This window comes from Mammaliicoccus sp. P-M58, assembly GCF_022386165.1.
In the GTDB taxonomy this organism is placed as follows: Bacteria; Bacillota; Bacilli; order Staphylococcales; family Staphylococcaceae; genus Mammaliicoccus; species Mammaliicoccus sciuri.
This window is the reverse complement of record NZ_JAJNJI010000005.1, coordinates 75,466-98,836: the sequence shown is the minus strand read 5'-3', so window position 1 is coordinate 98,836 and position 23,371 is coordinate 75,466. Positions and strand designations below refer to the sequence as shown.

25 protein-coding genes are annotated in these 23,371 nt (G+C 32.2%); 10 read left to right on the top strand and 15 right to left on the bottom strand.

The genetic code is table 11. The features are described 5' to 3' along the window. Window positions 1–280 precede the first annotated feature (280 nt). The 5 genes from LQ694_RS06980 to sarA all read left to right on the top strand — a co-directional run bounded on the left by LQ694_RS06980 (window position 281) and on the right by sarA (window position 6,168). Entirely contained in the window at window positions 281–1,792 is a 1,512-nt protein-coding gene (locus LQ694_RS06980) for a PTS mannitol transporter subunit IIBC (RefSeq protein ID WP_218696960.1), read from the top strand. A 24-nt stretch (window positions 1,793–1,816) separates the two neighbouring features. Beyond that, window positions 1,817–3,859, top strand: a complete 2,043-nt coding sequence (locus tag LQ694_RS06975) for a BglG family transcription antiterminator (RefSeq protein WP_058610932.1) — start codon at window positions 1,817–1,819, stop codon at window positions 3,857–3,859. A 6-nt stretch (window positions 3,860–3,865) separates the two neighbouring features. After that, entirely contained in the window at window positions 3,866–4,300 is a 435-nt protein-coding gene (locus LQ694_RS06970; RefSeq protein WP_058610931.1) for a PTS mannitol transporter subunit IIA, read from the top strand. Further along, window positions 4,300–5,418, top strand: coding sequence for a mannitol-1-phosphate 5-dehydrogenase (locus LQ694_RS06965; protein WP_058610930.1), 1,119 nt, complete (start codon window positions 4,300–4,302; stop codon window positions 5,416–5,418). Before LQ694_RS06970 ends, LQ694_RS06965 begins: the two co-directional genes overlap by 1 nt. A 381-nt stretch (window positions 5,419–5,799) precedes the next feature. Beyond that, the gene (gene sarA / locus LQ694_RS06960) at window positions 5,800–6,168 is read left to right on the top strand and encodes a global transcriptional regulator SarA (RefSeq protein ID WP_048541463.1); all 369 of its coding nucleotides are present in this window, start codon (window positions 5,800–5,802) and stop codon (window positions 6,166–6,168) included. Between the two features lie 209 nt (window positions 6,169–6,377). Here sarA and LQ694_RS06955 read toward each other — a convergent pair whose 3' ends face one another. The 14 genes from LQ694_RS06955 to LQ694_RS06890 all read right to left on the bottom strand — a co-directional run bounded on the left by LQ694_RS06955 (window position 6,378) and on the right by LQ694_RS06890 (window position 18,973). After that, window positions 6,378–7,160 (bottom strand): alpha/beta fold hydrolase, encoded by a 783-nt coding sequence (locus tag LQ694_RS06955; RefSeq protein WP_058590846.1) that lies wholly within the window; start codon window positions 7,158–7,160, stop codon window positions 6,378–6,380. A gap of 132 nt (window positions 7,161–7,292) precedes the next feature. Further along, window positions 7,293–8,009 carry a hypothetical protein gene (locus LQ694_RS06950; RefSeq protein WP_048541459.1) on the bottom strand — a complete coding sequence of 239 codons (717 nt, stop codon included), beginning with the start codon at window positions 8,007–8,009 and terminating at the stop codon, window positions 7,293–7,295. A 94-nt stretch (window positions 8,010–8,103) separates the two neighbouring features. After that, the gene (locus LQ694_RS06945) at window positions 8,104–8,631 is read right to left on the bottom strand and encodes an SA0570 family protein (RefSeq protein WP_058610928.1); all 528 of its coding nucleotides are present in this window, start codon (window positions 8,629–8,631) and stop codon (window positions 8,104–8,106) included. A 124-nt stretch (window positions 8,632–8,755) separates the two neighbouring features. After that, a complete protein-coding gene (locus tag LQ694_RS06940) occupies window positions 8,756–9,535 on the bottom strand; it encodes an alpha/beta fold hydrolase (RefSeq protein WP_058610927.1) in 780 nt (259 codons plus the stop codon). After that, window positions 9,532–10,296, bottom strand: a complete 765-nt coding sequence (locus LQ694_RS06935; RefSeq protein WP_231401426.1) for an HAD family hydrolase — start codon at window positions 10,294–10,296, stop codon at window positions 9,532–9,534. The genes LQ694_RS06940 and LQ694_RS06935 overlap by 4 nt, the downstream gene beginning before the upstream one ends. 86 nt (window positions 10,297–10,382) lie before the next feature. Continuing rightward, window positions 10,383–11,363 carry a FecCD family ABC transporter permease gene (locus LQ694_RS06930; RefSeq protein ID WP_096790981.1) on the bottom strand — a complete coding sequence of 327 codons (981 nt, stop codon included), beginning with the start codon at window positions 11,361–11,363 and terminating at the stop codon, window positions 10,383–10,385. Continuing rightward, window positions 11,356–12,246, bottom strand: a complete 891-nt coding sequence (locus tag LQ694_RS06925) for an ABC transporter substrate-binding protein (protein ID WP_096790980.1) — start codon at window positions 12,244–12,246, stop codon at window positions 11,356–11,358. The genes LQ694_RS06930 and LQ694_RS06925 overlap by 8 nt, the downstream gene beginning before the upstream one ends. Before the next feature lie 95 nt (window positions 12,247–12,341). After that, a complete protein-coding gene (gene argS / locus LQ694_RS06920; protein WP_058610923.1) occupies window positions 12,342–14,000 on the bottom strand; it encodes an arginine--tRNA ligase in 1,659 nt (552 codons plus the stop codon). Continuing rightward, entirely contained in the window at window positions 13,997–14,413 is a 417-nt protein-coding gene (locus LQ694_RS06915) for a YwiB family protein (protein ID WP_058590853.1), read from the bottom strand. The genes argS and LQ694_RS06915 overlap by 4 nt, the downstream gene beginning before the upstream one ends. A gap of 205 nt (window positions 14,414–14,618) precedes the next feature. Next, window positions 14,619–15,131, bottom strand: a complete 513-nt coding sequence (locus LQ694_RS06910; protein ID WP_058610922.1) for a YwhD family protein — start codon at window positions 15,129–15,131, stop codon at window positions 14,619–14,621. 68 nt (window positions 15,132–15,199) lie between these two features. After that, window positions 15,200–16,498, bottom strand: a complete 1,299-nt coding sequence (locus LQ694_RS06905) for an HD domain-containing protein (protein ID WP_048541443.1) — start codon at window positions 16,496–16,498, stop codon at window positions 15,200–15,202. A gap of 23 nt (window positions 16,499–16,521) precedes the next feature. Then, the gene (locus tag LQ694_RS06900; protein WP_025904912.1) at window positions 16,522–17,283 is read right to left on the bottom strand and encodes a 2-keto-4-pentenoate hydratase; all 762 of its coding nucleotides are present in this window, start codon (window positions 17,281–17,283) and stop codon (window positions 16,522–16,524) included. Between the two features lie 13 nt (window positions 17,284–17,296). Beyond that, window positions 17,297–17,773 carry a GNAT family N-acetyltransferase gene (locus tag LQ694_RS06895; protein ID WP_025904911.1) on the bottom strand — a complete coding sequence of 159 codons (477 nt, stop codon included), beginning with the start codon at window positions 17,771–17,773 and terminating at the stop codon, window positions 17,297–17,299. Between the two features lie 348 nt (window positions 17,774–18,121). Beyond that, on the bottom strand, window positions 18,122–18,973 hold the full coding sequence (locus LQ694_RS06890; RefSeq protein WP_218696962.1) for an NAD-dependent epimerase/dehydratase family protein: 852 nt from the start codon (window positions 18,971–18,973) through the stop codon (window positions 18,122–18,124). Between the two features lie 206 nt (window positions 18,974–19,179). Between LQ694_RS06890 and deoC the strand changes: the two genes are divergently transcribed. The 5 genes from deoC to LQ694_RS06865 all read left to right on the top strand — a co-directional run bounded on the left by deoC (window position 19,180) and on the right by LQ694_RS06865 (window position 21,865). After that, window positions 19,180–19,893: a deoxyribose-phosphate aldolase gene (deoC, locus tag LQ694_RS06885; RefSeq protein WP_204187637.1), complete on the top strand. Its 714-nt coding sequence runs from the start codon at window positions 19,180–19,182 to the stop codon at window positions 19,891–19,893. 6 nt (window positions 19,894–19,899) lie between these two features. Continuing rightward, window positions 19,900–20,613 carry a GntR family transcriptional regulator gene (locus LQ694_RS06880; protein ID WP_135015373.1) on the top strand — a complete coding sequence of 238 codons (714 nt, stop codon included), beginning with the start codon at window positions 19,900–19,902 and terminating at the stop codon, window positions 20,611–20,613. Window positions 20,614–20,672: 59 nt separating this feature from the next. Next, window positions 20,673–21,053 carry an SDR family NAD(P)-dependent oxidoreductase gene (locus tag LQ694_RS06875; RefSeq protein WP_070369115.1) on the top strand — a complete coding sequence of 127 codons (381 nt, stop codon included), beginning with the start codon at window positions 20,673–20,675 and terminating at the stop codon, window positions 21,051–21,053. Window positions 21,054–21,372: 319 nt separating this feature from the next. Beyond that, window positions 21,373–21,603, top strand: a complete 231-nt coding sequence (locus LQ694_RS06870; protein ID WP_218696963.1) for a hypothetical protein — start codon at window positions 21,373–21,375, stop codon at window positions 21,601–21,603. A gap of 49 nt (window positions 21,604–21,652) precedes the next feature. Then, a complete protein-coding gene (locus tag LQ694_RS06865; protein ID WP_218696964.1) occupies window positions 21,653–21,865 on the top strand; it encodes a VraH family peptide resistance protein in 213 nt (70 codons plus the stop codon). 511 nt (window positions 21,866–22,376) lie between these two features. On the opposite strand, the gene rihB is transcribed toward LQ694_RS06865, so the two are convergent. After that, window positions 22,377–23,306, bottom strand: coding sequence for a ribosylpyrimidine nucleosidase (gene rihB, locus LQ694_RS06860; RefSeq protein WP_096790976.1), 930 nt, complete (start codon window positions 23,304–23,306; stop codon window positions 22,377–22,379). Window positions 23,307–23,371 lie beyond the last annotated feature (65 nt).

The following is a 23,371-nucleotide window of genomic DNA, read 5'->3' as shown; positions in this document are numbered from 1 at the left end:
CACGCATCGGTCCAGAAACCTCCTCTTCTTCCTCCCTCTTCTTCTATTTCATTTTTATTTCCTAATTTTATATTCCATAACAGTATGAAGCGTCTCTTCAAAAGTGTATAATTACATTACAAGTGTGTATAGGCTATTTTAATCCCCCAAATAAATATTTATGACACGCATGTCAAAATGGATGTGACAAAGTTGCATTTACTAATCATTGTATATGTACATACATCTTCGTATGATTAAGTTACAAAATACTTTTTATATAAGGGAAGGTGTGTTCAATATGGCAGAACAATCTGAAAAGAAAAAAGGCATTGGTCCTAAGGTTCAAGCTTTTGGTTCATTTTTAAGTAGTATGATTATGCCAAACATTGGTGCTTTTATTGCTTGGGGGCTAATTACAGCACTGTTTATTAAAGATGGTTGGCTACCTAACGAAGAACTTTCTTCAATGGTTGATCCAATGATTAAATATTTAATTCCATTACTTATTGCATTTAGTGGTGGTCGTTTAGTTCACGGGTTACGTGGTGGTGTCGTTGGTGCGACAGCTACTATGGGTGTTATCGCGGCATTCCCAGATACGCCGATGTTAATCGGTGCAATGATTATGGGTCCATTACTTGGTTGGTTAATGAAAAAGGTTGACCAATTCTTAGTTCCTAGAACTCCACAAGGTTTTGAAATGTTATTCAATAACTTCTCAGCTGGTATTCTAGCTTTCATCATGGCGATTGTTGGTTTCAAAGGATTAGCGCCATTAGTTGAAGGACTTATGAAAGTCTTAGGTATGGGTGTTGACTTCTTAGTTTCTCATCACTTATTACCATTAGTAAGTATTATTATTGAACCAGCTAAAACAGTATTCTTGAACAATGCAATTAACCACGGTGTCTTAACACCTCTTGCATCTGAACAAGTAGCTCACGCTGGTAAATCTATTCTTTATACTTTAGAATCAAATCCTGGACCAGGTTTTGGTATTCTATTAGCTTATATGGTATTTGGTAAAGGTACTGCAAAAGCAACTTCATATGGTGCTGGTATCATCCACTTCTTAGGTGGTATTCACGAAATTTACTTCCCATATGTTTTAATGCGTCCTTTATTATTAGTTGCCGTTATTTTAGGTGGTATGACTGGTGTTGCAACATTTAGTATGTTCGACTTCGGTACTACTGGACCAGCATCTCCAGGTTCAATCTTAGCTTATATAGCTATTACACCTAAAGGAAGTTACTTAATTATGTTACTTGGTATCTTCTTAGCAACATTAGTTTCATTTGTAGTTGCATCTATCATCTTAAAATTCACTAAAGACCCTGAAGGCGACATTGAATCAGCTACTGCTGATATGGAAGCTCGTAAAGGTAAAAAATCTTCTGTTAGCGGTGCTTTAACTGGTTCTAAAGAACAAGAAAAAGGTGAACCTTCTGAAGAAACAGAAGAAAAAGATGAATCTGAAGAACTGTTAGATCAATATGACACAGAAAATATTGATGCACATGATTTCTCTAATGTTAAAAAAGTTATCTTTGCTTGTGATGCTGGTATGGGCTCAAGTGCTATGGGTGCTGGTATGTTAAGAAATAAATTCAAAAAAGCTGAATTAACTGATATTGAAGTTACAAATACAGCTATTAACCAATTACCAGACGATGCTGATGTTGTCATTACGCAAAAAACATTAACAGATAGAGCAATTAAGAAAAATCCTAAAGCCATTCATATTTCAGTAGATAACTTCTTAAATTCACCAAGATATGAAGAATTAATTAACGAACTGAAAAAATAATTTTACACAAAGGAGTGAAGAACGATGATGATCAGTAACCGGGAAAAGAGTATTCTCAAATTACTATCTGAGCGTCTTCACTCTTTTTTAACAATTCATGATATTGCACAAGCACTTGGTATTTCGTCTCGAACTGTTCATAGAGAGATGAAAAGCGTTGAAGATACACTGAATAAATATCACTTATCTCTGACAAGAGTTCCTAAATTAGGATTACGTATTGAAGGAGAACCAGAAGACATTGACAATTTTGTACAATCATTGACTGAACAAAATACAATTGATTTATCTGATGAAGAAAGAAAAGTTATTATTCTATACAACCTTATTCAATCTAAAGATCCAGTGAAATTATATAGTCTTGCGAATGAAATTGGTTCATCTACGCATACACTTAACAAAATCATTGAACAATTGGAACCTGAATTACACACATTTGAACTTTCATTAGAGCGAAGACGTGGTGAAGGTTTGATTCTGAATGGTGAAGAAGTCAACAAAAGACAGTTACTTGCTAGAATCATGTTAGAAAAATTAGATGGTGACAGCGTGTACTCTGTAGTAGAAGATCATTTCGTATATCATACGTTAAACGAAACACATCTTCGAGGAATCGTTGATATAGATAGATTGTTTAATGTTGAACGCTTGTTAATGGATGAACTCGGTACATTACCTTATACATTAACTGAAGCCAGTTACCTTACTTTAACGATTCATATCGTTTTAGCAATTGAACGTATTAAGCAAGATGGACATGTAGAAATTGAGGATGATATTTTAAATGAATTGATTTCCACTGATGAATTTAAAGTATCAGAGAGACTTACCAATGTATTAAGCGATATATATGATGTGACTTTTAATCATTCTGAAATTGCTTTTATTACAATGCATTTAAGAGGTGCAAGACGTCGCCATGAAACAACTTATGAAAACAATGATATTCATAAGCAGCGCGTTACCGAACTTATAGAATTTGTAAAAGATCAAGGATTTTCATTTAAAGATGAAGAAGCCCTATTCAAAGGATTAAATTTACATTTAGAACCTGCGATTAATAGACTTGAGGCAAACATTGAAACCTACAATCCGCTTACCGAAATGATAGAAACCTATGATCAAGAGTTATTTGAAGCCGTTTCATCAGGTTTAAAGATTGTATTCATGAATTATCATTTTCCAAAAAGCGAAGTTGCATATATTGCACTTCACTTTGGTGGTATGTTACAAGCAAAACAAAGACGTTCATTACATGTTCTCGTTGTATGTAGCAGTGGAATTGGTACAAGCCGTATTCTATCCAATCGTTTGAAACAGCATTTTTCTGAAATCACACAAACTACCGAAGTTTCTGTCAGTAGTTTAAAGTCGATTGATTTTTCAAAGTATGATGGGATGATTTCAACTGTAGCTGTAGATACAAAATACCCACACATTACAGTAAATCCTTTATTACCAAAGCAAGACGCTGAAAATGTGAAATACTTTTTGAAATTACAGCAATCTGTTGTCCATGATCCTCAAAATACGCAGAATCAGGAACAACCACTATCATATGAAGATTATGATCGCACTGTAACTTTTATAGAAGAAAGTTTGTCACTGATTCAAAATATGATCGTTGAAAAGAAAAAAGTAACACAGTTAGAACGATATCTCATTCAAACACTGTCGAAGCATCGTGTGATTGACAATACACATACGTTCAGTGAAAAGCTAAACATCCGTATGAATTTACAAGGATTTGCATTAACTGGTTATCCAGTTGCTATTCCTCATCTTTCAGATGAATCAATCAAAAAGCCACAATTGATTATTACGGAGTTAACAAAACCATTAAGGCTAAAAACGATAGAAAATGAAGAACAAGAAGTAAATTGGCTTGTATGCATGTTTATTCCGAGAAATTCGGAACAAGGACAACTTATGAGCGAAGTGTCATCCTTAATTACAGAACATTTGGATGATATTGATCAGTTGTTAAATGATAGAGTAAAGATAGAGAACACACTCAAATCATTTTTCTTAAATAAATTAAAACAAAAACTAACGAAAACGGAGTGAATTAAAATGACAAAATTATTTAATCCAGAAAACATTTTTATGAATCTTTCAGTAAATTCTCAAGAGGAAGCTATCGAAAAAGCTGGCCAAGCATTAGTTGAAGAAGGTGCTGTAACTGACAAATATATTACTGCAATGAAAGAACGCGAACAAATCGTTACTACATTTATGGGTAACTTCTTAGCTATTCCACATGGTACAGATGAAGCAAAAACTGAAGTATTAAAATCAGGTCTTGTATTACTTCATATTCCAGATGGCGTAGATTGGGATGGCAATGAAGCTAAAGTAGTCGTTGGTATTGCTGGTAAAGATGGCGAGCATTTAGATATTCTTTCTCAAATCGCTATTGTATTTAGTGAAGAAGAAAATGTTGAACGTGTTATCAATGCACAATCTAAAGATGAAATTCTTGCAATCTTTGAGGAGGTTGAACTTTAATGAAAGCCATTCACTTTGGTGCTGGTAACATCGGACGTGGCTTCATAGGTAAAGTATTAAATGATAATGACTATGAAGTAACATTCGTCGATGTTAACGAAACAATTATTAATCAAATTAATGAAGAAAAAGCTTATCAAGTTGTTATCGCAAATGAAGAAAATACTAAAGAACCTGTTTCAGATGTTAAAGGTATCAATAGCATTACTGAAACAGACAAATTAAAAGAAGCGATTTTAGAAGCAGATGTCATTACGACAGCTGTTGGTGTAAACATCTTACCTATTATCGCTAAATCATTTGCATCATTCTTAAAAGAGCGTGAAGCTCGTAAAACATTAAATATCGTTGCTTGTGAAAATGCTATTATGGCAACAGATCAACTGAAAAAAGCCATTTTAGATATTACAGGTCCTTTATCTGATGACATTAGCTTCCCTAACTCAGCAGTTGACCGTATCGTACCTCAAGGTCAAAAAGAAGGATCATTAGACGTATTAGTTGAACCTTTCTTTGAATGGGTTGTAGAAGCTTCAAAATGGCAAGGTACACAATTACAGGATGTACACTATGTTGATGATTTAACACCTTATATCGAAAGAAAATTATTAACAGTTAATACAGGTCATGCTTATTTAGCATACTTTGGTCAATACAAAGGTTACAATACAATTCTTGAAGCGATTCAAGATGAAGAAATTAATGCAGGTTTACGTGAAGTATTAAAAGAAACAAGTGAATATCTTGTTTCTAACTTCGATGAATTTACAAAAGAAGACCAATCTTACTATGTTGAAAAAATAATTGGTCGTTTCCAAAACCCATATTTATCTGATGATGTAACAAGAGTTGGTCGTGGCGTATTACGTAAAGTTGGACCAAACGATCGTATCGTTAAACCTCTAGTCGCATTATCTAAAACGAATAAAAAACATTCTGAACTCGTTAAAGCACTTTGCTATTTATTAGAATATCAAGATGAAAACGATAAAGAAACAGTTGAGAAAAACGACTATATCAAGGAACATAGCGTTGCTGAATTCTTAAGTAAATATGCAGAATTAGAATCAGATATTATCGAAGAAGTAATCATTCAATATACTTCAATCAATAAATAATTTTTAAGAAGTCGTATGTTAAATACGACTTCTTTATATGGTTAATTTTATAATATTCTCATTTAATATCGGCATATTTCGTAATTTTCAATTTATTTTATTGATAGAATTAATAATAACCATGCACTTTAATTTTTTAAGATTATATTATACCTACCTTTCGTTTGTGACAGTTATATTATTTATATTATTATTTAATTAAATCCTACTCTTATTAGTTTACATACAGTTATTTTTAGGCTAAAATAAGTAAATAATTGATAAACTGTAATTATGATTTAAAAATTTAAAACGCTTCCATGTTGATAATGCGAGGCTTTACCACCAAACTGTATTATTTCAATTACAGAAGCAAAATACTCACTTCTAGGGGGATTCAAAATGGCAATTTCTAAAATAGAAAATTGTTCCGATTTATTAGCACTTGTAACATATGTGGACAAATTAAAATCAATCATTAAAAAGGATTTTTCACTTAGCTTTGAAGAATTCGCAGTATTAACTTACATTAATGAAACAGACGATGAAGAATATCATCTTAAAAAAATCATTAGCAAGTTAAACTACAAACAACCACAAATTGTAAAAGCAGTTAAAAACTTATCACAACAAGACTACTTTACAAAAAGAAGAAATGAATATGACGAGCGTACAGTTTTAATTCTAGTTAATAAAAAACAACGTAAATCAATTTCAGAGGTGCTTGAAAAAATTGATAATGAAATCGCTAAGACTGAAATTAACGATTAATATGAACGAAGCGGAGACATTCTATGATGTCTCCGCTTTTTTGTGTGATATGGGGTGTGGGAGATTGATAAACTAGGTATTCTGAGAAAAGATGTGAGTTTACTTTCTCTTTAACTCACATCTCATCCTCCCAACCTCTTCTACCCCCACCTTCCACACTCTACCAATAAAAAAAGCTAAGACATCATCAAATGCCCTAGCTCGCTTTATTATATAACTTGTTTATCTCTTACTGGTTGGTTTAAAAAAGATGATACGACTTGTTTGAATTTTTCACTTTCTTCAATAAATGGTGCGTGCCCTGAATGTTCGAATATTTCTGTTTGGGCATTTTTTATATTTTCCGAATCATTATCAATATCAAAAGGATCATGTTTACCTTTCACTATAAGTGTTGGTATATCTATATGATCTATTTTGATATTTATACCATTTATAGATCTAACAGAAATTGCATCTTCTTCTGGTGTCATTCGATAATATTTTTTCACTTCTTGATACCATTTGAAAGTCGATTTAACATCATGAAATATTTCATTGAACAATATTAACATTGCTTCTTCTTTACTAAATCCTGCGACTTTATCTCTATGTTTAGCTATTAATTTAATAAGTGGTTGTTTACCTTGATTAGAAATTGAAGATACGAGTACCAACTTTTCTACTTTATCTGGATGTTGGTTTGTAAATTCTTGCGCAATGACGCCACCCATATCATGTCCTAATATATAAGCTGATTCTATGTCTTCAGCATCCATTAAATCTACAATGTCATCTATATGATTTTGGATAGAAATTTCTTGTTGTTTATCTGATTTACCATGTCCCCTAGAATCCATTGTATATATTGTAAATTGATCTTTCAGAAGCTGTACTGTTGAATTAAATGTTGCTAAATTCATATTTAATGCATGTAACATAATTAATGGTTTCCCTTTGCCGTGTTTTTCATACACTATATGAGTCCCATCCCTTGTTAATAATTCCCCCATAATGAGTACCTCCCTACTTTACAGTAATAATATACCCATTTAACAATTTTTCACACTTATAATATTAAGTTAATGTCATAAAAATAAATGCAAAAAATGATTGTAACCAATACATCATTTCCTGCATTTATGTTATACATATTTTCTTGTTGAATACATCATTACAAAATAAAGGATAATAACGAGTATAATCGTCCAACTCGCAAATGTAACAATCATGATGACTGTTTCGTTCAACGTTACAGATGCAATTGTTTTTTGAATAACAGCTAATCCCATTGCAGCGACTTCAAGCTTTTTCATAAATATTGCGAGTATGACGAGAATGATCCCGACGCCAAATATGGTTTGAAATACTTGTAAAGGTAATACATACATTCCTAACGTAACATTAAATATTTTAAGCATACATAGAACAATACCTATACTAAATAAGGAAATATTGGTCATCATCAATTTCTGATTAGGATAGAGATAACTATGTTTTTTTATAATTAAATATATAACAAGTGTAATCGATAGTATGATCACAAAATAAAATATATACAATCCCGTTACAGCATTAAACGGAATGAGCTTTTTATCAAATAAATATGCCAATAATAAGAAGTGTAGTGTATAAAAAATGATTGGATTATAATTTACAACCACAATATTTCTCTCTATGATTTGAAGTATTTCAGCGTGAGATTTGTGTCGATATTCTGCATAGTCTATATCTTTCTCATCTGACTTTTTCATATCCTTCTTTAATGAATGTTGAACTTTATCAATTTGTTTAGGTAATACACCGACATGCTGTAAATAGTCATTTACATTTTCCAGCAATACATTATTGTTCGGACGCAAATAAATACACCACCTTCATTATAATATTGTATAAATTAATCCCCTATTATGCAATATGTATATAACATAACAGGGGATTAAATTCGTTATTGATTTAGTATTTACCTATATCAATACGATATACTTTAAATTGTTTACTATCAGGTGTTGCTTTTGAAAGCTGGAAGTGTGCTTGTCCGTTATTTACGTAAGCATAACCGCCTGTATACTTATTATTTTGTACACGTTTAGTTGTATTGTCACCTAGAATTGAGACAAGCGAATCTAACTTCACATTTGTTAATTTGTCATAAATCATTGTAACACGTTTAACCGTTTCTTTATTACCGTTAACTTTGGCAGTAATAATCATATGTCCATTTTTAGTATCAAATTCGTAATAATTTTCTCTATCGTTACTATCATCAGAATATGAGAACATTAAATTAGGATACTTTGATTTAATTTTAGAAATCTTATCACCAATTTTAATACCTTCGATTGTTACTGTACCGTCTTTATAGGTCTGCACATTATTTTCGTTAATATTTAATTGATTTTTAGTTGCAGCATTTGCCTCAGCAAAAGTTGAAAATGGCAGAACCATAAGTACCATTGCAATTATTAAGAGACATTTTTTCATATGAGGTTCTCCTTCAGTCTGTGTCTTATATGTTATGCATTGAACTGCGTTAATTATAACATAAAGATTACAAAATGACCACTTTTATTACAATCATGTAACAAAACCGTGAAATATCGCTTGATTAACTTAAAAATTCTTCCAATACTCCAAAGAATTTTTCTTTTTCCTCAATAAAAGGCAGTTCTCCTGAACCTTCAAACAGTTTGAATTCAGCATTCGGTAACAGTTCACTTATTCTTTTACCTTCGCTATATAATATTTTGCCATCGTATTGACCAGAAATTACGAGCGTACGTGTTTCAATATCTGGAAGTAACGATATAATATCAAAGTCTTTAAAAGAACGCTTAACAGCAATTTCCTCTTCCATCGTTTGAAGATCATTTGAAGGAATATGTGACTTTACAAACTTTTTAGCTTGTTTAATATTTTTATACCTGAATCTTAATAAATATTTTTCTTTGTCTTCATCAGACATCGTTCTAATTTCATCAGCATGTCTATCATAAATACGATTATCTGGAAACGTTGAATGATTGTCTGTAGGATTAATTAACACCATGCCATTGATTAAGTCAGGATTCTTATATGTGAGACCTGTTGCAATTGTTGCGCCAAGTTCTAGGCCAATCACATATGCTGAATTAATGAATAATGCATTTAATAGTTGTTGAATATCTGAAATATAGTCATCTACTCTACTATCATGTGGTGTATCACTTAAACCATGACCTCTTAAGTCAATAGATATAACCTGATAATTTTTACTTAACTTTTTAATAAGTGGTTCAAAGACATCCATGTCTTGAAAAACACCATGCAACAAGATAATTGGATAGCCGCTACCTTTTGTTTTATAGTGTATGGCAACATTTTCTTTCGTTAAAAATAAATTCATCATGCTTCACCTCTTTCGATTTGTTTACAAACATCTATGAGATCACTTAAACTTTCGATTGTATAATCTAATTCGTGCTCCTCTGGTGTGCCAATGACTGAATTAGCCATCCATGCAGTCTTCATGCCCATAGCATGTGCTGCTGCTATATCATTTAAAGGACAATCACCAACATATAATGCATGATGTGCCGTTATGCCAAGATGTTTCAATATATCTTCAAATATGATTGGGTCTGGCTTCATAGCGCCCACCTCATCAGAAGTTGAAACATAATGAATGTATGGATAAATACCGATTGCATTCATTACGTGTGTAATTTCTTCACTCTTACCATTCGCTACAACACCTAATTTATAACCCATGCTGCGTAATTTATCCAATGCTACCAATGTATCATAGAAAGGAAAATGGTATCTGTAGTGATGCATTTTATAGTCGTTATAAAATGTCTTCCACGATATCCTTTCTATATTTAATCTCTTAACAAGTTCTTGATATACCCATTCAACATCTTCTATACCATAGGGATTTAACGTTAAATATACTTTTTCAAAATCACGTCTTTGGACTGTTACCATTAACTCATGAAATCTCTCAAATTGTTCTTCCAAAAACTTCATTCGCGATTTCTCACGATCTACAAGCGTATCTTCTAAGTCAAAAATAATCGCTTGAATATCACACGAACACATGTCATCATCCCTTTCATAGAAACATTTTAAACTATTCCATAAAGAAAGCAATACAATTTTTATATACAAAACACCAACCCTCTATCTTAATGTTTAAAGGATTGGTGTCCGTATGCTATTGATTGTGATTTAATACCGATATATACCTTAAATATTCAGTAAGTTCTTTCTTTTTTTCGTTGTTCTGTAATCATTAAATACATCATAATCGGTATGGCAATAATTGAGAGTATAATGCCAACCGGAATTTGTATTGGACTTATAATAATTCTGCCAACAGTATCTGCAATTAATAAAAGTGCACCGCCGATTAATAAATTCAATATCATTTGTACGTTAATAGGTACCTTGTACACCCTTCTAACAACTTGAGGTACAATCATACCAATAAATCCAATAATACCCGTGAAACTTATAATAACGGCTGTCATTATAGCAGCTAATAGCAAACATGTCCATGATATCAATCTAACATTCACGCCAAGTGTTGTCGCTTTATCTTCACCTAATTGAATCATTTTAATAAAATGACTCATCATAAACAAGATTAAGATACAGATTAAAGAAACAATACCAGTTATTTCTACAGTTATTTTTTCGGCAGATGAAACGCTACCAAACATATACGACACCATGCTATTTACTTTATCCGGTTTCAGCAATAAAAGTATATAGAGTGCCGAATTAAAAAACGCACCAATAAAAATACCTGAAAGTATCATCGTTGCTACATGAAATGTTTTGACCATCGTTTCTGTAATGAGTACAACAACGATAAGCGTTAACAAACTAAAGAATATAGAAAATAATGGCACAAACCAAATGGATACGCCGATAAATACGGCAAGTGCACTTCCGAATGTTGCCCCACTTGCTAATCCTAACGTAAAACTATCTGCAAGTGGATTATTTAATATCGTTTGATAGATTTGACCACTCATGACTAACCCCATACCAGCAATTAATGCTAAGAGTGTTCGGGGTACTCTTAACTTGTAAAAGATTGTCCATTCAAGTTGATTATCGAATTTCCATGTTATACCCGTAGATCCTACGAATAAAGAAATGCCAATTGCAAACAATAGAACGAGAAACCATATCACAACATGATGATAAACTTTATGATTTTTAGTCATAAACTTTTTCAGAAAGTTCTTTTAGACCTTTCGCTAATCTTGGTCCTGGTCTAGAAATCATATCTGCATTTAGCGCATGAACGTGTTTCTCTTTAACAGCATTAACTTGGTCAAAGCCATCTCTATTGTTATTTAATTTTTGATATTCTGCTTCAGACTGTCCACTAGTTGTAATCATCACATCAGGATTTCTTTTAAGAATGCTTTCTTTATCCGTTTTAATCCATCCTTCTTGATCATGATAAAGGTTCTTAGCTTTGATAGAAGTTAACAAATCATCATAAAACGTATTTGATCCTGAAGTGTAAATGTCAGGTTGAGAAGAAATTTCCATAAACACTTTTTTACCTTGTTGGTCTTTTGGTACGTCTTTTATAACATCTTCTATTTCTTTCTTCACTTTACTTACTAATTTATCTGCTTCTTTTTCTTTACCTGTTACTTTTCCAACTTGCTTGAATGTATCATACATTTCATTTATTGAATTTGCATCATCTATGTAGACGACTTTCACGCCTGCATCACTTAATTTTTTTAAATCTTTTTCTTGTGTAGATTTGTTCGACTCATGCGCCAAAATTAAATCAGGTTTTGCTTTTAATAATGCTTCTGTATCGAGTTTAAAGGCATCGAATTGTTTTTTTTCTTTCACATCTTTAGGATAATCATCAACAGTTGATACCCCAACGACTTTATCTCCAAGTCCTAACGCGTATAATATTTCTGTATTACTTGGAATAAGCGACACAATACGCTTATATTCTTTCTTATCAGTTGTTTCTTGTTTCGTTTCTTTTTTGTTATCTGTATTATCTCCGCTTTGGCAACCCGTCACTATGATCATAGCAGCAAAGATTAAATAAAATATTCTGTTTATTTTCATACTTAATCCCTCCATATATTTAATTAAAAAATGGTACACAAAAAGGCGCAACTCAAATAAGATTGAGCTGCACCTCAATTAAAATAATGATTATATTACATAGATTCTGGAGCTGACACACCTACTAATGCTAACGCATTACGAAGTGTAATACGTGCCGCTTCAATTAAAGCTAAATGCGCTTTAGTCTTCTCTGCATCATCTGTTAATACTTTCTCTGCATTATAGAACTTGTGGAACTGTGCAGCCAAATCTTGAATATAATTCGTAATACGATGTGGACTGCGTGATTCTGCAGCAGAAACAATTGTTGGTTCAAATTCAGCAATTTTCTTCAATAAATCAAATGCTTTTTCATGTGTAATTAAAGATAAATCGACGTTTTGATCAATCGTGATACCTTTTTCTTCTGCTTGGCGAATAATAGATGATATACGCGCATGTGCATATTGTGCATAATACACTGGGTTATCTTGTGATTCTTTCTTAGCTAATTCCATATCAAAGTCAAAGTGTGTATCAGGACTACGCATCGTTAAGAAGTAACGAGCAGCATCAATGCCTACTTCATCCATAATGTCACGTAATGTAATAGCATTACCTGTACGTTTACTCATTTTTACTTCAACGCCGTCTTGTAATAATCGTACCATTTGCATAATTTGTATTTCAAGACGTTTTGAATCTACGCCAAATGTTTCAAGAGATGCTTTTAAACGATTAATATAACCGTGGTGATCAGCACCAAATAAATTAATTAATTTGTCAAAACCACGTTCTACTTTATCGTAATGATAAGCGATATCTGGTAAGAAATACGTATACGTACCGTCTTGTTTAATTAACACACGGTCTTTATCGTCACCAAATTCTGTTGTTTTTAACCATGTTGCGCCATCTTGTTCATAAGTATAGCCTAATTCTGTCATTTTATCTAAAACAGCTGAAATTTTGTTTGTTTCATATAATGATGTTTCACTGAACCAATTATCAAAATGAATATTAAAATCTGCTAAGTCTTGTTTTAATTTTTCCATTTCATAATCTAAACCAAGTTTACGGAATGTTTTAATACGTTCTTCTTCAGCTTCATCTTTAATTTCAGGATGTTTTTCAGCTAAGTCTTTACCGATTGCGATAATATCTTTACCGTAATAACCATCTTCAGGTAATTCAGCATCTAAACCTAACGCTTGATTATAACGCGCTTCAATAGAGTGCGCCAAATTTTCAATTTGTTTACCTGCATCGTTAATATAATATTCACGTGTTACATCATAACCAGCTGCACTTAACACGTTTGATAACGTATCACCTACTGCTGCATTACGTGCATGTCCAATATGCAAATCTCCTGTTGGGTTTGCAGATACATACTCAACGATGATACTTTCGTTTTTACGTTCTTCTGTTTGACCAAATGTTTCACCTTTAGTTAAAGCTGTCTTAATAATTTCAGTTAAATATTGTTGATCTAAGTAGAAGTTAATAAATCCAGGACCTGCAATATCTACTTTTTTAACATTCGCTTTATTTGTGTCCAAATTTTCAACGATTTGATTCGCAATTTCGCGTGGATTTTTGCGCGCTAATTTTGTTAATACCATCGCAATATTTGAAGAATAATCTCCATTTGCAGGGTCTTTAGGTGTTTCGATTTTAATTTCTGGAACTGTTTCTACAAGTTCAGATTTAATGATACTTGCTTTAATTTCTTCAATTAACGTTTCTTTAACTTGGTTAATAATGTTCATTCATTTATCTCCTTATAATTAATTTGAAATTGGTATGTTCCAAGTAACCCAGTTTGATCACTTAGCTGATAATGTATCCTGAGTTTACCTTGTTGATCGTCTATAAAGTGTTTGATTGATAATGTATTAACGTGCATTGTCATGCGTCCTGCTTCAGTATCATAATAACTAATCGTTTCTTGTCCTTCAACAAAGTGAAAGACTGTTTTGACCGCGCCAGTACGGTGGATTTTCACGCCATCATCTTCTATTTTAAGCATATTTTTTACGATTTGTTCATCAATCGTTTCTTCATATCTAATTATATCGCTATTTCTTCTATGAAATGTACCTGATGTTTTTGTTTGAAATGTTTCTTTCTCGCCATTTTGTTTTACGACTTGTTTAATATTTATATTAATATTTTCTTTCATAATTGGCCACCTCACCGTTTAAGAACGTATATCATTATAGCATATTTGACTATTAAAATTAAAAAAAGCAGGGCGAAAAGCGCCTGCTTTTTTTAGTGTCCTAGCTATAGTAGCTATCAACTATTTTACTTATGATATTGTGAAAAGACAATAGCTATTTAGTTGAATTGTGATAATTCACAATTAAGTCACAAAATAGACATATTTAATTTATCTCTAAAGATGATTTTAGTTCATCACTGCTGTTATGCCACATTTCAGAATTATGTTCTTGAAGGAATTTTTTAAGAACTGCTCTATTTTCGTCACCAATTTGGTCAATTTTCACTTGATGTTTCATAGATTTATCCATCATATTCACATGTTCTGGCATACTTTTATATCCACGCTTCTTAGGTTTATTAACCATTAAATAGCAACCTGTTAGCCCTGCATAATATGGACCTTGTTCGCCACGTTCAGTTGTAACCCAGCAAAGCCAATATTCTTTTGCTTCTTCACCTTTGACTTCTTCTATATCTTTAACCCATTTCACACGCTTTTCTACTTCAGCTCTAGCATGCATGGCACCAATATCGATAAATGCAGTTTGTTCTGATACATCGATAAATACAGGCGCCACGTTGTCTAAACTTATAGAGCCTATATTTGTACCTTTATGCCCATCTAATGGATCATTTTTAATGATATTAAATTGAAATCCTTTCTTTTCAGCCACTTGTTTCACCTCATTTAATTCATGATTACATCATACTAGAGTATCAGACTGACATTCAAGTTTGTAATCTACACGAGTTCATTTAATATATTGATAATATCGCCTTTAATCGTTTCGTCTTCCATTTCTATAATTAATTCTTTAGGATAATACAGTTTATAGTCTAAACGTTTAATCCCTGTAATACTATGGATGATGACTGATTGGCTACTAATTTCTTTAATACGACCTGTCTTCTGTAATAGATGTATCGGCTGTCTATTTGATCCTGGTCGGTCATAATCATATGGTAAGTCTGAGAACGAGTCACAAACGAAATAATATTCTGGATCAATGCCACCTTTTTCAAATAGATCTGTCAGTTCACCAATCGTAATAATAGATCCATCAAATGGTAAGTATTTAAACAAATCACGATTAACAAATCTTTTACTTAAATCACTTAAGATTGGGTCATCTTCTTCAGTCCACTCTTCTAAATAATACATCACGACCGCTTCATCTAGACGAATATAATCAGCGATTGAAACATCTTCTTCAAAAAATGGAATTAAATATTTTGGTTGCTCTTTAAATGAATATCCTTGATCATAAAGTACTTTCGCACGCTTAAAGCAGCGATTAAGCAATACTTCTCCACCTCGACTCACCGGGTGAAAATAAATTTGCCAATACATTTGATAACGACTCATTAAGAAGTTTTCAACTGCATGCATACCACTTTCTTTAATCAACACTTCATCTTTAGACGGACGCATCAATCTCAGCACACGTTCCATATCAAATTGACCATAACTCACACCTGTAAAATATGCATCTCGCTGTAAATAATCCATGCGATCTGCATCTATTTGAGATGAAATCATCGAAATGACTAATTTATTTTCATGTGTCTTATTAATCACTTCTGCTACTTCAGCTGGAAAATCAGGCGAAACTCTACTCAACACTTCATTAACTTCTGTATCACCTTTAATAATCAGCTGTGTGAATTTTTCATGATCCGTTAGAAATATTTTTTCAAAACAATGTGAGAACGGACCGTGCCCTAAATCATGTAAAAGTGCTGCACATAATGCGAGTGGTCTATCCTTATTATCCCAATGTGCACGCCCTTCAAATACTTCATCTATCATACGTCGTACAATTTCATATACACCTAGAGAATGTCCAAAGCGACTATGCTCAGCTGTATGGAAAGATAAATAGAGTGTTCCAAGTTGTTTAATTCTTCTTAAGCGTTGAAATTCTTTCGTTTTGATAAGATCCCAAATTAATTGGTCCCTTACATGTATATAACGATGAACAGGGTCTTTAAAAACTTTCTCTTCAGGTAATTTTTTTGTTCCATAAGCTTCCTGTGTCACTTTGTTCCCTCCATTTCATCCAATTATTCTACAATAAATTCAATTTCACCGACATTTTCATATACGGCTTTGTACTCTCCTTGTGTTAAAGGTTTTGGCAAAATAAATGTTCCACTTGAAATAAACATGCCAGGTGTTAATGAACGATTATATTCTTTAATTTCATTAATCAACCACTTAACAGCTTTAGCAGGATGTCCTTCAACTTCTGTACTAAATCCAGAAGCTAATTCTTTACCGTCTAAATATAATGTCCCCTTAATGTTATCTATATCTTCATAACTTAATTTCTTAGGTTCACCGTATACAACGCCACCACTTACTGCGCTATCGGCAATAATTTCTGTTACAGATAAATTAGGGAACCAGTTACTAAAACGTGAATCCGGAATCTCTACCCCTGGTGCAATCAAGCATTTATTCATAATATCTTCAAGGCTATCTTCTTCTGTTAATTCTTCTTGTACAATAAAAACTAATTCTAACTCTGCTAAAGGTTCATTTAAATCATTCAAATAAATATGTTTGTCCAGAATAGTTGTTTCTCCCATCGCACCATATAATGGCGTTGTTGAAGAAAAGATATCTCTTGTTTCTTGACTCGTTAAACTAATTTTATAACCTTTATGAATTTCAGTTTCTTCCTTACGCTGCAACACACCTTCTTGAATATCATATGCAGCATGTTCAGTTATATTCGATGGTAAAACACCATTTGGAATAATTGATTGATTCTCATAAGCTTCATAAAATTGTGAAATCCATTTATTTAGTGATTGTTCCATTACAATCAACCTCCTAAAAAGTTTTTTTCATTAACGTCGTGCGCATCGTGTCACCAAAAAGTAATTCTTCATATTCACGTATCACTTCAAAACCTTCCTTTTTATAAAAGGCTATACCGATATCATTCTTGCCATCCACTTCTAAATAAACTTCATGATATAAATCTTTGTATTGATCTAAACCTGCTTGTAATAAAGCTTTACCATACCCTTCACGTTGCGCTTCAGGTAGAACATAATGAGAAGATAAATACAATTCAGTACCTTTGATAAAATTAGCAAAACCAACAATCTTATCTTCATCTTCTGCAACAAAGAAATCAGAATCATTAATGCGCTTTTGAAGCATCTCTTTAGAATAAGACGCATTTAAAAATGCCGTCACAGTGCTCGCAGTATAAATATTGGTATACGTATCATACCAAGCCTTAGACGCTACATTTTTAATGCCTGAATAATCTTCAATTGTTGCTTTTCTTACATTTGCCATAAATATCTCTCCTCTATCTACCTTACACATCAATCTTCAATTCATGATGTCTATTAATCTACGTTTGTAAATCACCGTTTAATAATGTTCAAATGTACACATTTTAAATAACTTTATATCTCACGTTATAAATAATTATATCATTTATATATTAAAAACTATAATATTCAGAATACTTAATTATACCCGAAAACCCTACAGAAATGTAATATTTGTTAAGTATGTTAACACAAATTTAAAATACAGAACGTCAAAATATAAAAAATGAAAAACCAACAATCATTTTTACCAAATAATAATCCCCTCACTATAAAAATAGATTGAGGGGGAGTTTAGTATTAAATATATTTATTTAATCGGATGCATACCATCTTTCCAAGTTGTATAAATAAGATTACCACCTTGGTCTTTAAATTTCTTATTTGTTACGCCGCGTTCAAATGGTGCTGCTGGCTCGATGTTTAGGGTTGGTGTGACGTTTAATTCGTTGGCATACCATTTAGCCCAATCGTCTCCTTTTACGGGCTCATCATCTGCTACGTTATAAATACCTGATTCAAAGTTTAATGCCTGAATGGCTGTTTCAACTGCATCATCTATATGAATAAATGATTGTACGCCGTCTGTCATCGTAACTTCTCCATTTATAAATTGTTCATAAATCATACCATCTTTACCATACCAAGTACTTGGTCCGTATAATAAACCATAACGTAAAATAACATATTTGTTTAATCTAGCTGATTCTTTTTCTAATCCTTCTACACCATCAACTGTTATTTTACGATCGCCACTAGCGTCATAGTCTAAACTTGTTTCTTCTGTTGCTAATGTATCTCCAGCTTCATAAACAAATGCAATACTTTGTGATTGAATATGTGGCACATCGTGTTTAATTGCCGCTTCCACAAGATTTCTTGTACCGTCTATTCTAACTTTCGTATTAGCTGACATATCAACTTGTTTTAAGTCCGTGATTTCGTTCATGATTATATCTGGTTTAAAATCACCGATACTTTTTTCTATTGTGTCATATTCCAGTATGTTACCTATATATGCTTTTACACCTGCATTATCAAGTTTTTCTTTACCTTTTTCAGAAGTTGTTAACCCAGCTACTTCATAACCTTCTTCAATTAAGCGTTTAGTTAATTTTGTACCTATTAAACCAGTAGCACCTGTAACAAAAATTTTAGTCATGGTAATCCACCTTTTTTATTTATATTTTCATTGAGATATATACCCATTTTCAGAGTATAAAAACCATCCTTAAAAATATCAAATTCTTCATTATGTAATTACATAATAATTTATAATGTCACTATTATTAGATATCTAGCCTAATTGACTTATCTAAGCGCGTTATTATATCATTATGTCAATACAAATAAGGAGTGTTTATTTGGATGAAATCTTATACAATTGATGACCTTTGCCGAATGATTGATCACACTAACTTACATGCAGATGCAAGCCCTGAAGATATAAGACAACTTTGTGAAGAAGCTAAGAAATACCATTTTAAGATGGTTGCCGTTAACCAAGTACAATCCAAATTATGTGCAGAAATATTAGCTGGAACTGATATAGGAATTGGCGCTGCGATTGCTTTTCCATTAGGTCAGACTTCTATTGAATCTAAGAAGTTCGAGACGCAAGATGCGATTCATAACGGTGCGACAGAAATTGATTATGTTATTGATGTTACTGAATTGAAAAATGGCAATTTAGACTATATCAAAGAAGAAATGTCTTCTATCGTCAACATATGTAAAGCACATAATGTTACTTCAAAAGTTATCTTTGAAAATGCATATTTAACTAAAGATGAAATCAAAACTTTATCCCTTATCGCAAAAGACGTTAAACCTGATTTTATTAAAACATCTACTGGCTTTGCGACATCAGGTGCAACTGTAGAAGATGTTAAATTAATGTCCGAGACTGTAGACGGCGAAGTTAAAGTTAAAGCAGCTGGTGGTATTCGTGATGCTGATACATTCATTAACATGATTAAAAATGGTGCAGAAAGAATTGGTGCTAGTTCAGGTATCCATATCATCAAAGCATTAGAAGAACGTCTTACAGAATCAGATCAGAAAACGATAGAAATTGGATGATAAATTATGATAAATAAACCTTTACACCAACAAATTAAAGAAGACTTACTGAATAAAATTGAATACGAAGACTATAAAGTTGGCGATAAAATTCCAAATGAAGTTGATTTGGCGACGCACTATAAAGTAAGTAGACCTACTGTTAGACAAGCAATTAATGCACTTGTTATCGATGGCTTTTTAGAACGTCGAAAAAAGCGAGGTACAATCGTTCGACAACGTAAAATCAATCAAGAATTTACACACGTCATCGAAAGCTATAATGATGAAATGACAAGAAAAGGACTTATCCCAAAGACAAAAGTTCTATCATTGAAATCAGAAGTTGCCAGCGAAGAAGTCATGCAACAATTAGAACTAAAACCAGGAGAATCTGTATATAAATTAGTCCGTTTAAGATATGCAGAAGAAGATCCAATCGTTCTTGTAACAACTTATATTCCTTTATCATTAGTACCTAATTTAAAAGAAATTGATTTTACAACGACACGATTTTACGAAGTGTTAGAAAAAAATCAAACACCTATCAAAGAAATTACGAGAAAGCTTGAATTAATCACAGCAGATGAAACCGTAAGTGATTTATTATCTGTAGAGATTGATGCCCCACTCTTCTACTTCCATAGTGTGGGTTATATAGAGGATCATGTACCAATTGAATACTCTGTCTCTAAATACAGAGGCGATTTAAACTCATTTATCTTTAATATCTCTTCATAATTTATAAGCTCAACGATAGCAATAATGCAGTCCAATCATGAATACAAAGGTGATATGATATGACAAATATATTAGAGCACTTCAAATTACAAGGTAAAGTTGCAATCATTAGCGGTGGCACAATAGGAATAGGTCAATCAATGGCATTAGCATTAGCACAAGCAGGCGTGCAAATTATCATAGCAGATCATAACGTCTCATCAATAAACAAAACACTCTCAAGAATTAAACAAAGCGAAGACATTGAAACAGTTGCATTAAAAGTAGACATAACCGATCCAACATCGGTAAATCAAATGCTCAATAGCGTCATAGAACAATTTGGCAAAATTGATATGTTAGTCAATAAAGTAGGGATGACATACAACGTAACAGCAGAAGAACTCACATTTGAAGATTGGAATAGAGTTATGAATCTAAACTTGAATGGAATATTTTGAGTGAGCTGATGTTTGAAGGCTGTGTTGGCAGGGCTGTGCGCACGAAGATTCCCAGATATCGTGCGTTATAGGGTCAAAATGAGGCTTGGTGCACGAAGACTTCTAGATATCGTGCGTTATAGGGTCAAAATGAGGCTTGGCGCACGAAGACTTCAAGCAAAGCACCTCACTCCAACAGATATTTTATGAATTTATAATTTGTAGGCTGTGTTTTGACGAACACAGCCTTTTTATATTAAATTCTTTTAAGTTCTATTTATTTCATACTTTAAATACGTTAAAATTATATATAACTCGAAATATAATTGGAGTTTTTCATATGAAATATAAAGGTTTCGAACAAAATAAGATATTTATGATTTTAAACTGTATTATTTTCTTGATAGCTTGTTTACTACTCAAAAGATTCCCTATATTTAATTATTCAGGCTTTTTAGGAACGATTCTTTTTATTGTTGTAATACTCATATTAAGTGTTGTCATATATCAAGTTAACTTCTTTATCTATAGAAAAATCAAAAACTATACAAGAGAAAATAAATATAATTAGAAGTATGTAAAATATTTAGAATGAAGAATCAAAATGGAGGTGTTATTAAATGTCTATTAAACAAGTGATCGATAAGTTATTAAATAAAAAATGGCATTCGGAAGACTTAATATGGATAATTCTTATAATTGTTGTAATGAGTACAATCACAACACCATTATTAGGTGTTCCTATTGGAATCATAGTTTACTTTTTATTATTTGATAATAGTGATGAAAGTGACGAAGAAGAAAACGAGTATGAGTTAGATAACAAGAAGTAAAACATTCTTTAATCTAATACATAAAAAAAGAACCCCAAAATCCAATGGACAAAAGGATTTTGGGGATTTTGGGGATTCTAATTATTTAATTAATACTTGTATAAATATTATTTATTATTAATATTTTTTCACTTTTTTTATAATTCCTATAACTAAAGCAATCAGAGCTATTACTACAATTAAAGACACTGGTCCTGCCATTCCTAATATCATTTTATGTTCTCCTTTAATATCTTTTACTTTTGTAATTGTGAATACACTTATTAATTATGTTAAAAGCTTACTTTATTAATATATCTTAATATCAGTAAAAATGAAGGATTTTTATTATTATTTTTCAGTAATGATAGTATTTATCGTATTCGAAAGTATACTTCAACGAGAATTAGAGATATCAAGAATCCTCATAGTCCCTTTAATTTCAAGTATTATTATGATTGCATTTAATAAACAAGAATGAAGAAATTTTCAATTCCATAATAAACCAAGCTAAAATCAATGTTCTTATACTTTAATACATACGTATACATTCATATACAAGATCGAAGAATTCGTCGACTTTGACGTTTTTGGCTACTTTAACGTTATGTTCTTTTTTGAGTACGTCGGATTCGTCACATACTGTTCGTCCGTAACTTGGTCCGCGATTAATGTCGATTTCTACGTACATATCTTGAACTTCAAATAAGTCTTTATTTACGAGGTAGCCTATTGTTGTTGCATCGTGTAATGGACCTGCTTCTAATCCAAATTCTTGGAATTGTGTTTTTAAAGTAAAGTTCATTAAATCACTAAACAATTGCCCAGCTTTATTATTTGTTGATTCCATACGTTTGATAATTTCAGGTGTACATAGTGTCTTGTTTGTTACATCTAGACCCATCATGACGATTGGTACACCTGATTTAAAAACGATATGTGCCGCTTCTGGATCAGCAAAAATATTAAATTCTGCTGATGGCGTGAAATTCCCATTACCGTATGCACCACCCATTAATACAATTTCTTTAATTTTAGATGTGATGGATGGTTCTAATTTCATTGCTAAAGCAATATTTGTTAATGGTCCAGTTGGTACTAGCGTAATATCTCCTTCGCTATCTAATAAAGTATCAATGATAAATTGTACCGCTCTTTTATCTTCGGGTTCTCTATTTAACGCATCAAATACAGGACCATCCATGCCTGTTTCTCCATGGACATTGTCAGCAACTACACGTTCTCTCATTAAAGGTTCAGATGCCCCACTATATATTTTAACGTCCATATTCAAGTGTTGTGCGACACTCAAACCATTCTTAACAGTTTTCTCAAGCGTTTGATTTCCTGAAACAATTGTTATACCCAATAAATCAATATTAGGATGAATATATGCCATTAACATCGTTATTGCATCATCATGACCTGGGTCGCAATCTAAAATTATTTTTTGTTTTTCCATTATAATTCCTCTCCTCTTTGTAAGCCTTTTCTTTATTCTTGTATTATACTTCTGCAAAGATTAAA

What these genes read in the sequence shown, in the direction of transcription:
- LQ694_RS06980 (WP_218696960.1), top strand. Translation starts at nt 281, where the DNA reads ATGGCAGAACAATCTGAAAAGAAAAAAGGCATTGGTCCTAAGGTTCAA.
- LQ694_RS06975 (WP_058610932.1), top strand. Translation starts at nt 1,817, where the DNA reads ATGATGATCAGTAACCGGGAAAAGAGTATTCTCAAATTACTATCTGAG.
- LQ694_RS06970 (WP_058610931.1), top strand. Translation starts at nt 3,866, where the DNA reads ATGACAAAATTATTTAATCCAGAAAACATTTTTATGAATCTTTCAGTA.
- LQ694_RS06965 (WP_058610930.1), top strand. Translation starts at nt 4,300, where the DNA reads ATGAAAGCCATTCACTTTGGTGCTGGTAACATCGGACGTGGCTTCATA.
- sarA (WP_048541463.1), top strand. Translation starts at nt 5,800, where the DNA reads ATGGCAATTTCTAAAATAGAAAATTGTTCCGATTTATTAGCACTTGTA.
- LQ694_RS06955 (WP_058590846.1), bottom strand. Translation starts at nt 7,160, where the DNA reads ATGGGGGAATTATTAACAAGGGATGGGACTCATATAGTGTATGAAAAA.
- LQ694_RS06945 (WP_058610928.1), bottom strand. Translation starts at nt 8,631, where the DNA reads ATGAAAAAATGTCTCTTAATAATTGCAATGGTACTTATGGTTCTGCCA.
- LQ694_RS06940 (WP_058610927.1), bottom strand. Translation starts at nt 9,535, where the DNA reads ATGATGAATTTATTTTTAACGAAAGAAAATGTTGCCATACACTATAAA.
- LQ694_RS06930 (WP_096790981.1), bottom strand. Translation starts at nt 11,363, where the DNA reads ATGACTAAAAATCATAAAGTTTATCATCATGTTGTGATATGGTTTCTC.
- LQ694_RS06925 (WP_096790980.1), bottom strand. Translation starts at nt 12,246, where the DNA reads ATGAAAATAAACAGAATATTTTATTTAATCTTTGCTGCTATGATCATA.
- argS (WP_058610923.1), bottom strand. Translation starts at nt 14,000, where the DNA reads ATGAACATTATTAACCAAGTTAAAGAAACGTTAATTGAAGAAATTAAA.
- LQ694_RS06915 (WP_058590853.1), bottom strand. Translation starts at nt 14,413, where the DNA reads ATGAAAGAAAATATTAATATAAATATTAAACAAGTCGTAAAACAAAAT.
- LQ694_RS06900 (WP_025904912.1), bottom strand. Translation starts at nt 17,283, where the DNA reads ATGGAACAATCACTAAATAAATGGATTTCACAATTTTATGAAGCTTAT.
- LQ694_RS06895 (WP_025904911.1), bottom strand. Translation starts at nt 17,773, where the DNA reads ATGGCAAATGTAAGAAAAGCAACAATTGAAGATTATTCAGGCATTAAA.
- LQ694_RS06890 (WP_218696962.1), bottom strand. Translation starts at nt 18,973, where the DNA reads ATGACTAAAATTTTTGTTACAGGTGCTACTGGTTTAATAGGTACAAAA.
- deoC (WP_204187637.1), top strand. Translation starts at nt 19,180, where the DNA reads ATGAAATCTTATACAATTGATGACCTTTGCCGAATGATTGATCACACT.
- LQ694_RS06880 (WP_135015373.1), top strand. Translation starts at nt 19,900, where the DNA reads ATGATAAATAAACCTTTACACCAACAAATTAAAGAAGACTTACTGAAT.
- LQ694_RS06875 (WP_070369115.1), top strand. Translation starts at nt 20,673, where the DNA reads ATGACAAATATATTAGAGCACTTCAAATTACAAGGTAAAGTTGCAATC.
- LQ694_RS06870 (WP_218696963.1), top strand. Translation starts at nt 21,373, where the DNA reads ATGAAATATAAAGGTTTCGAACAAAATAAGATATTTATGATTTTAAAC.
- LQ694_RS06865 (WP_218696964.1), top strand. Translation starts at nt 21,653, where the DNA reads ATGTCTATTAAACAAGTGATCGATAAGTTATTAAATAAAAAATGGCAT.
- rihB (WP_096790976.1), bottom strand. Translation starts at nt 23,306, where the DNA reads ATGGAAAAACAAAAAATAATTTTAGATTGCGACCCAGGTCATGATGAT.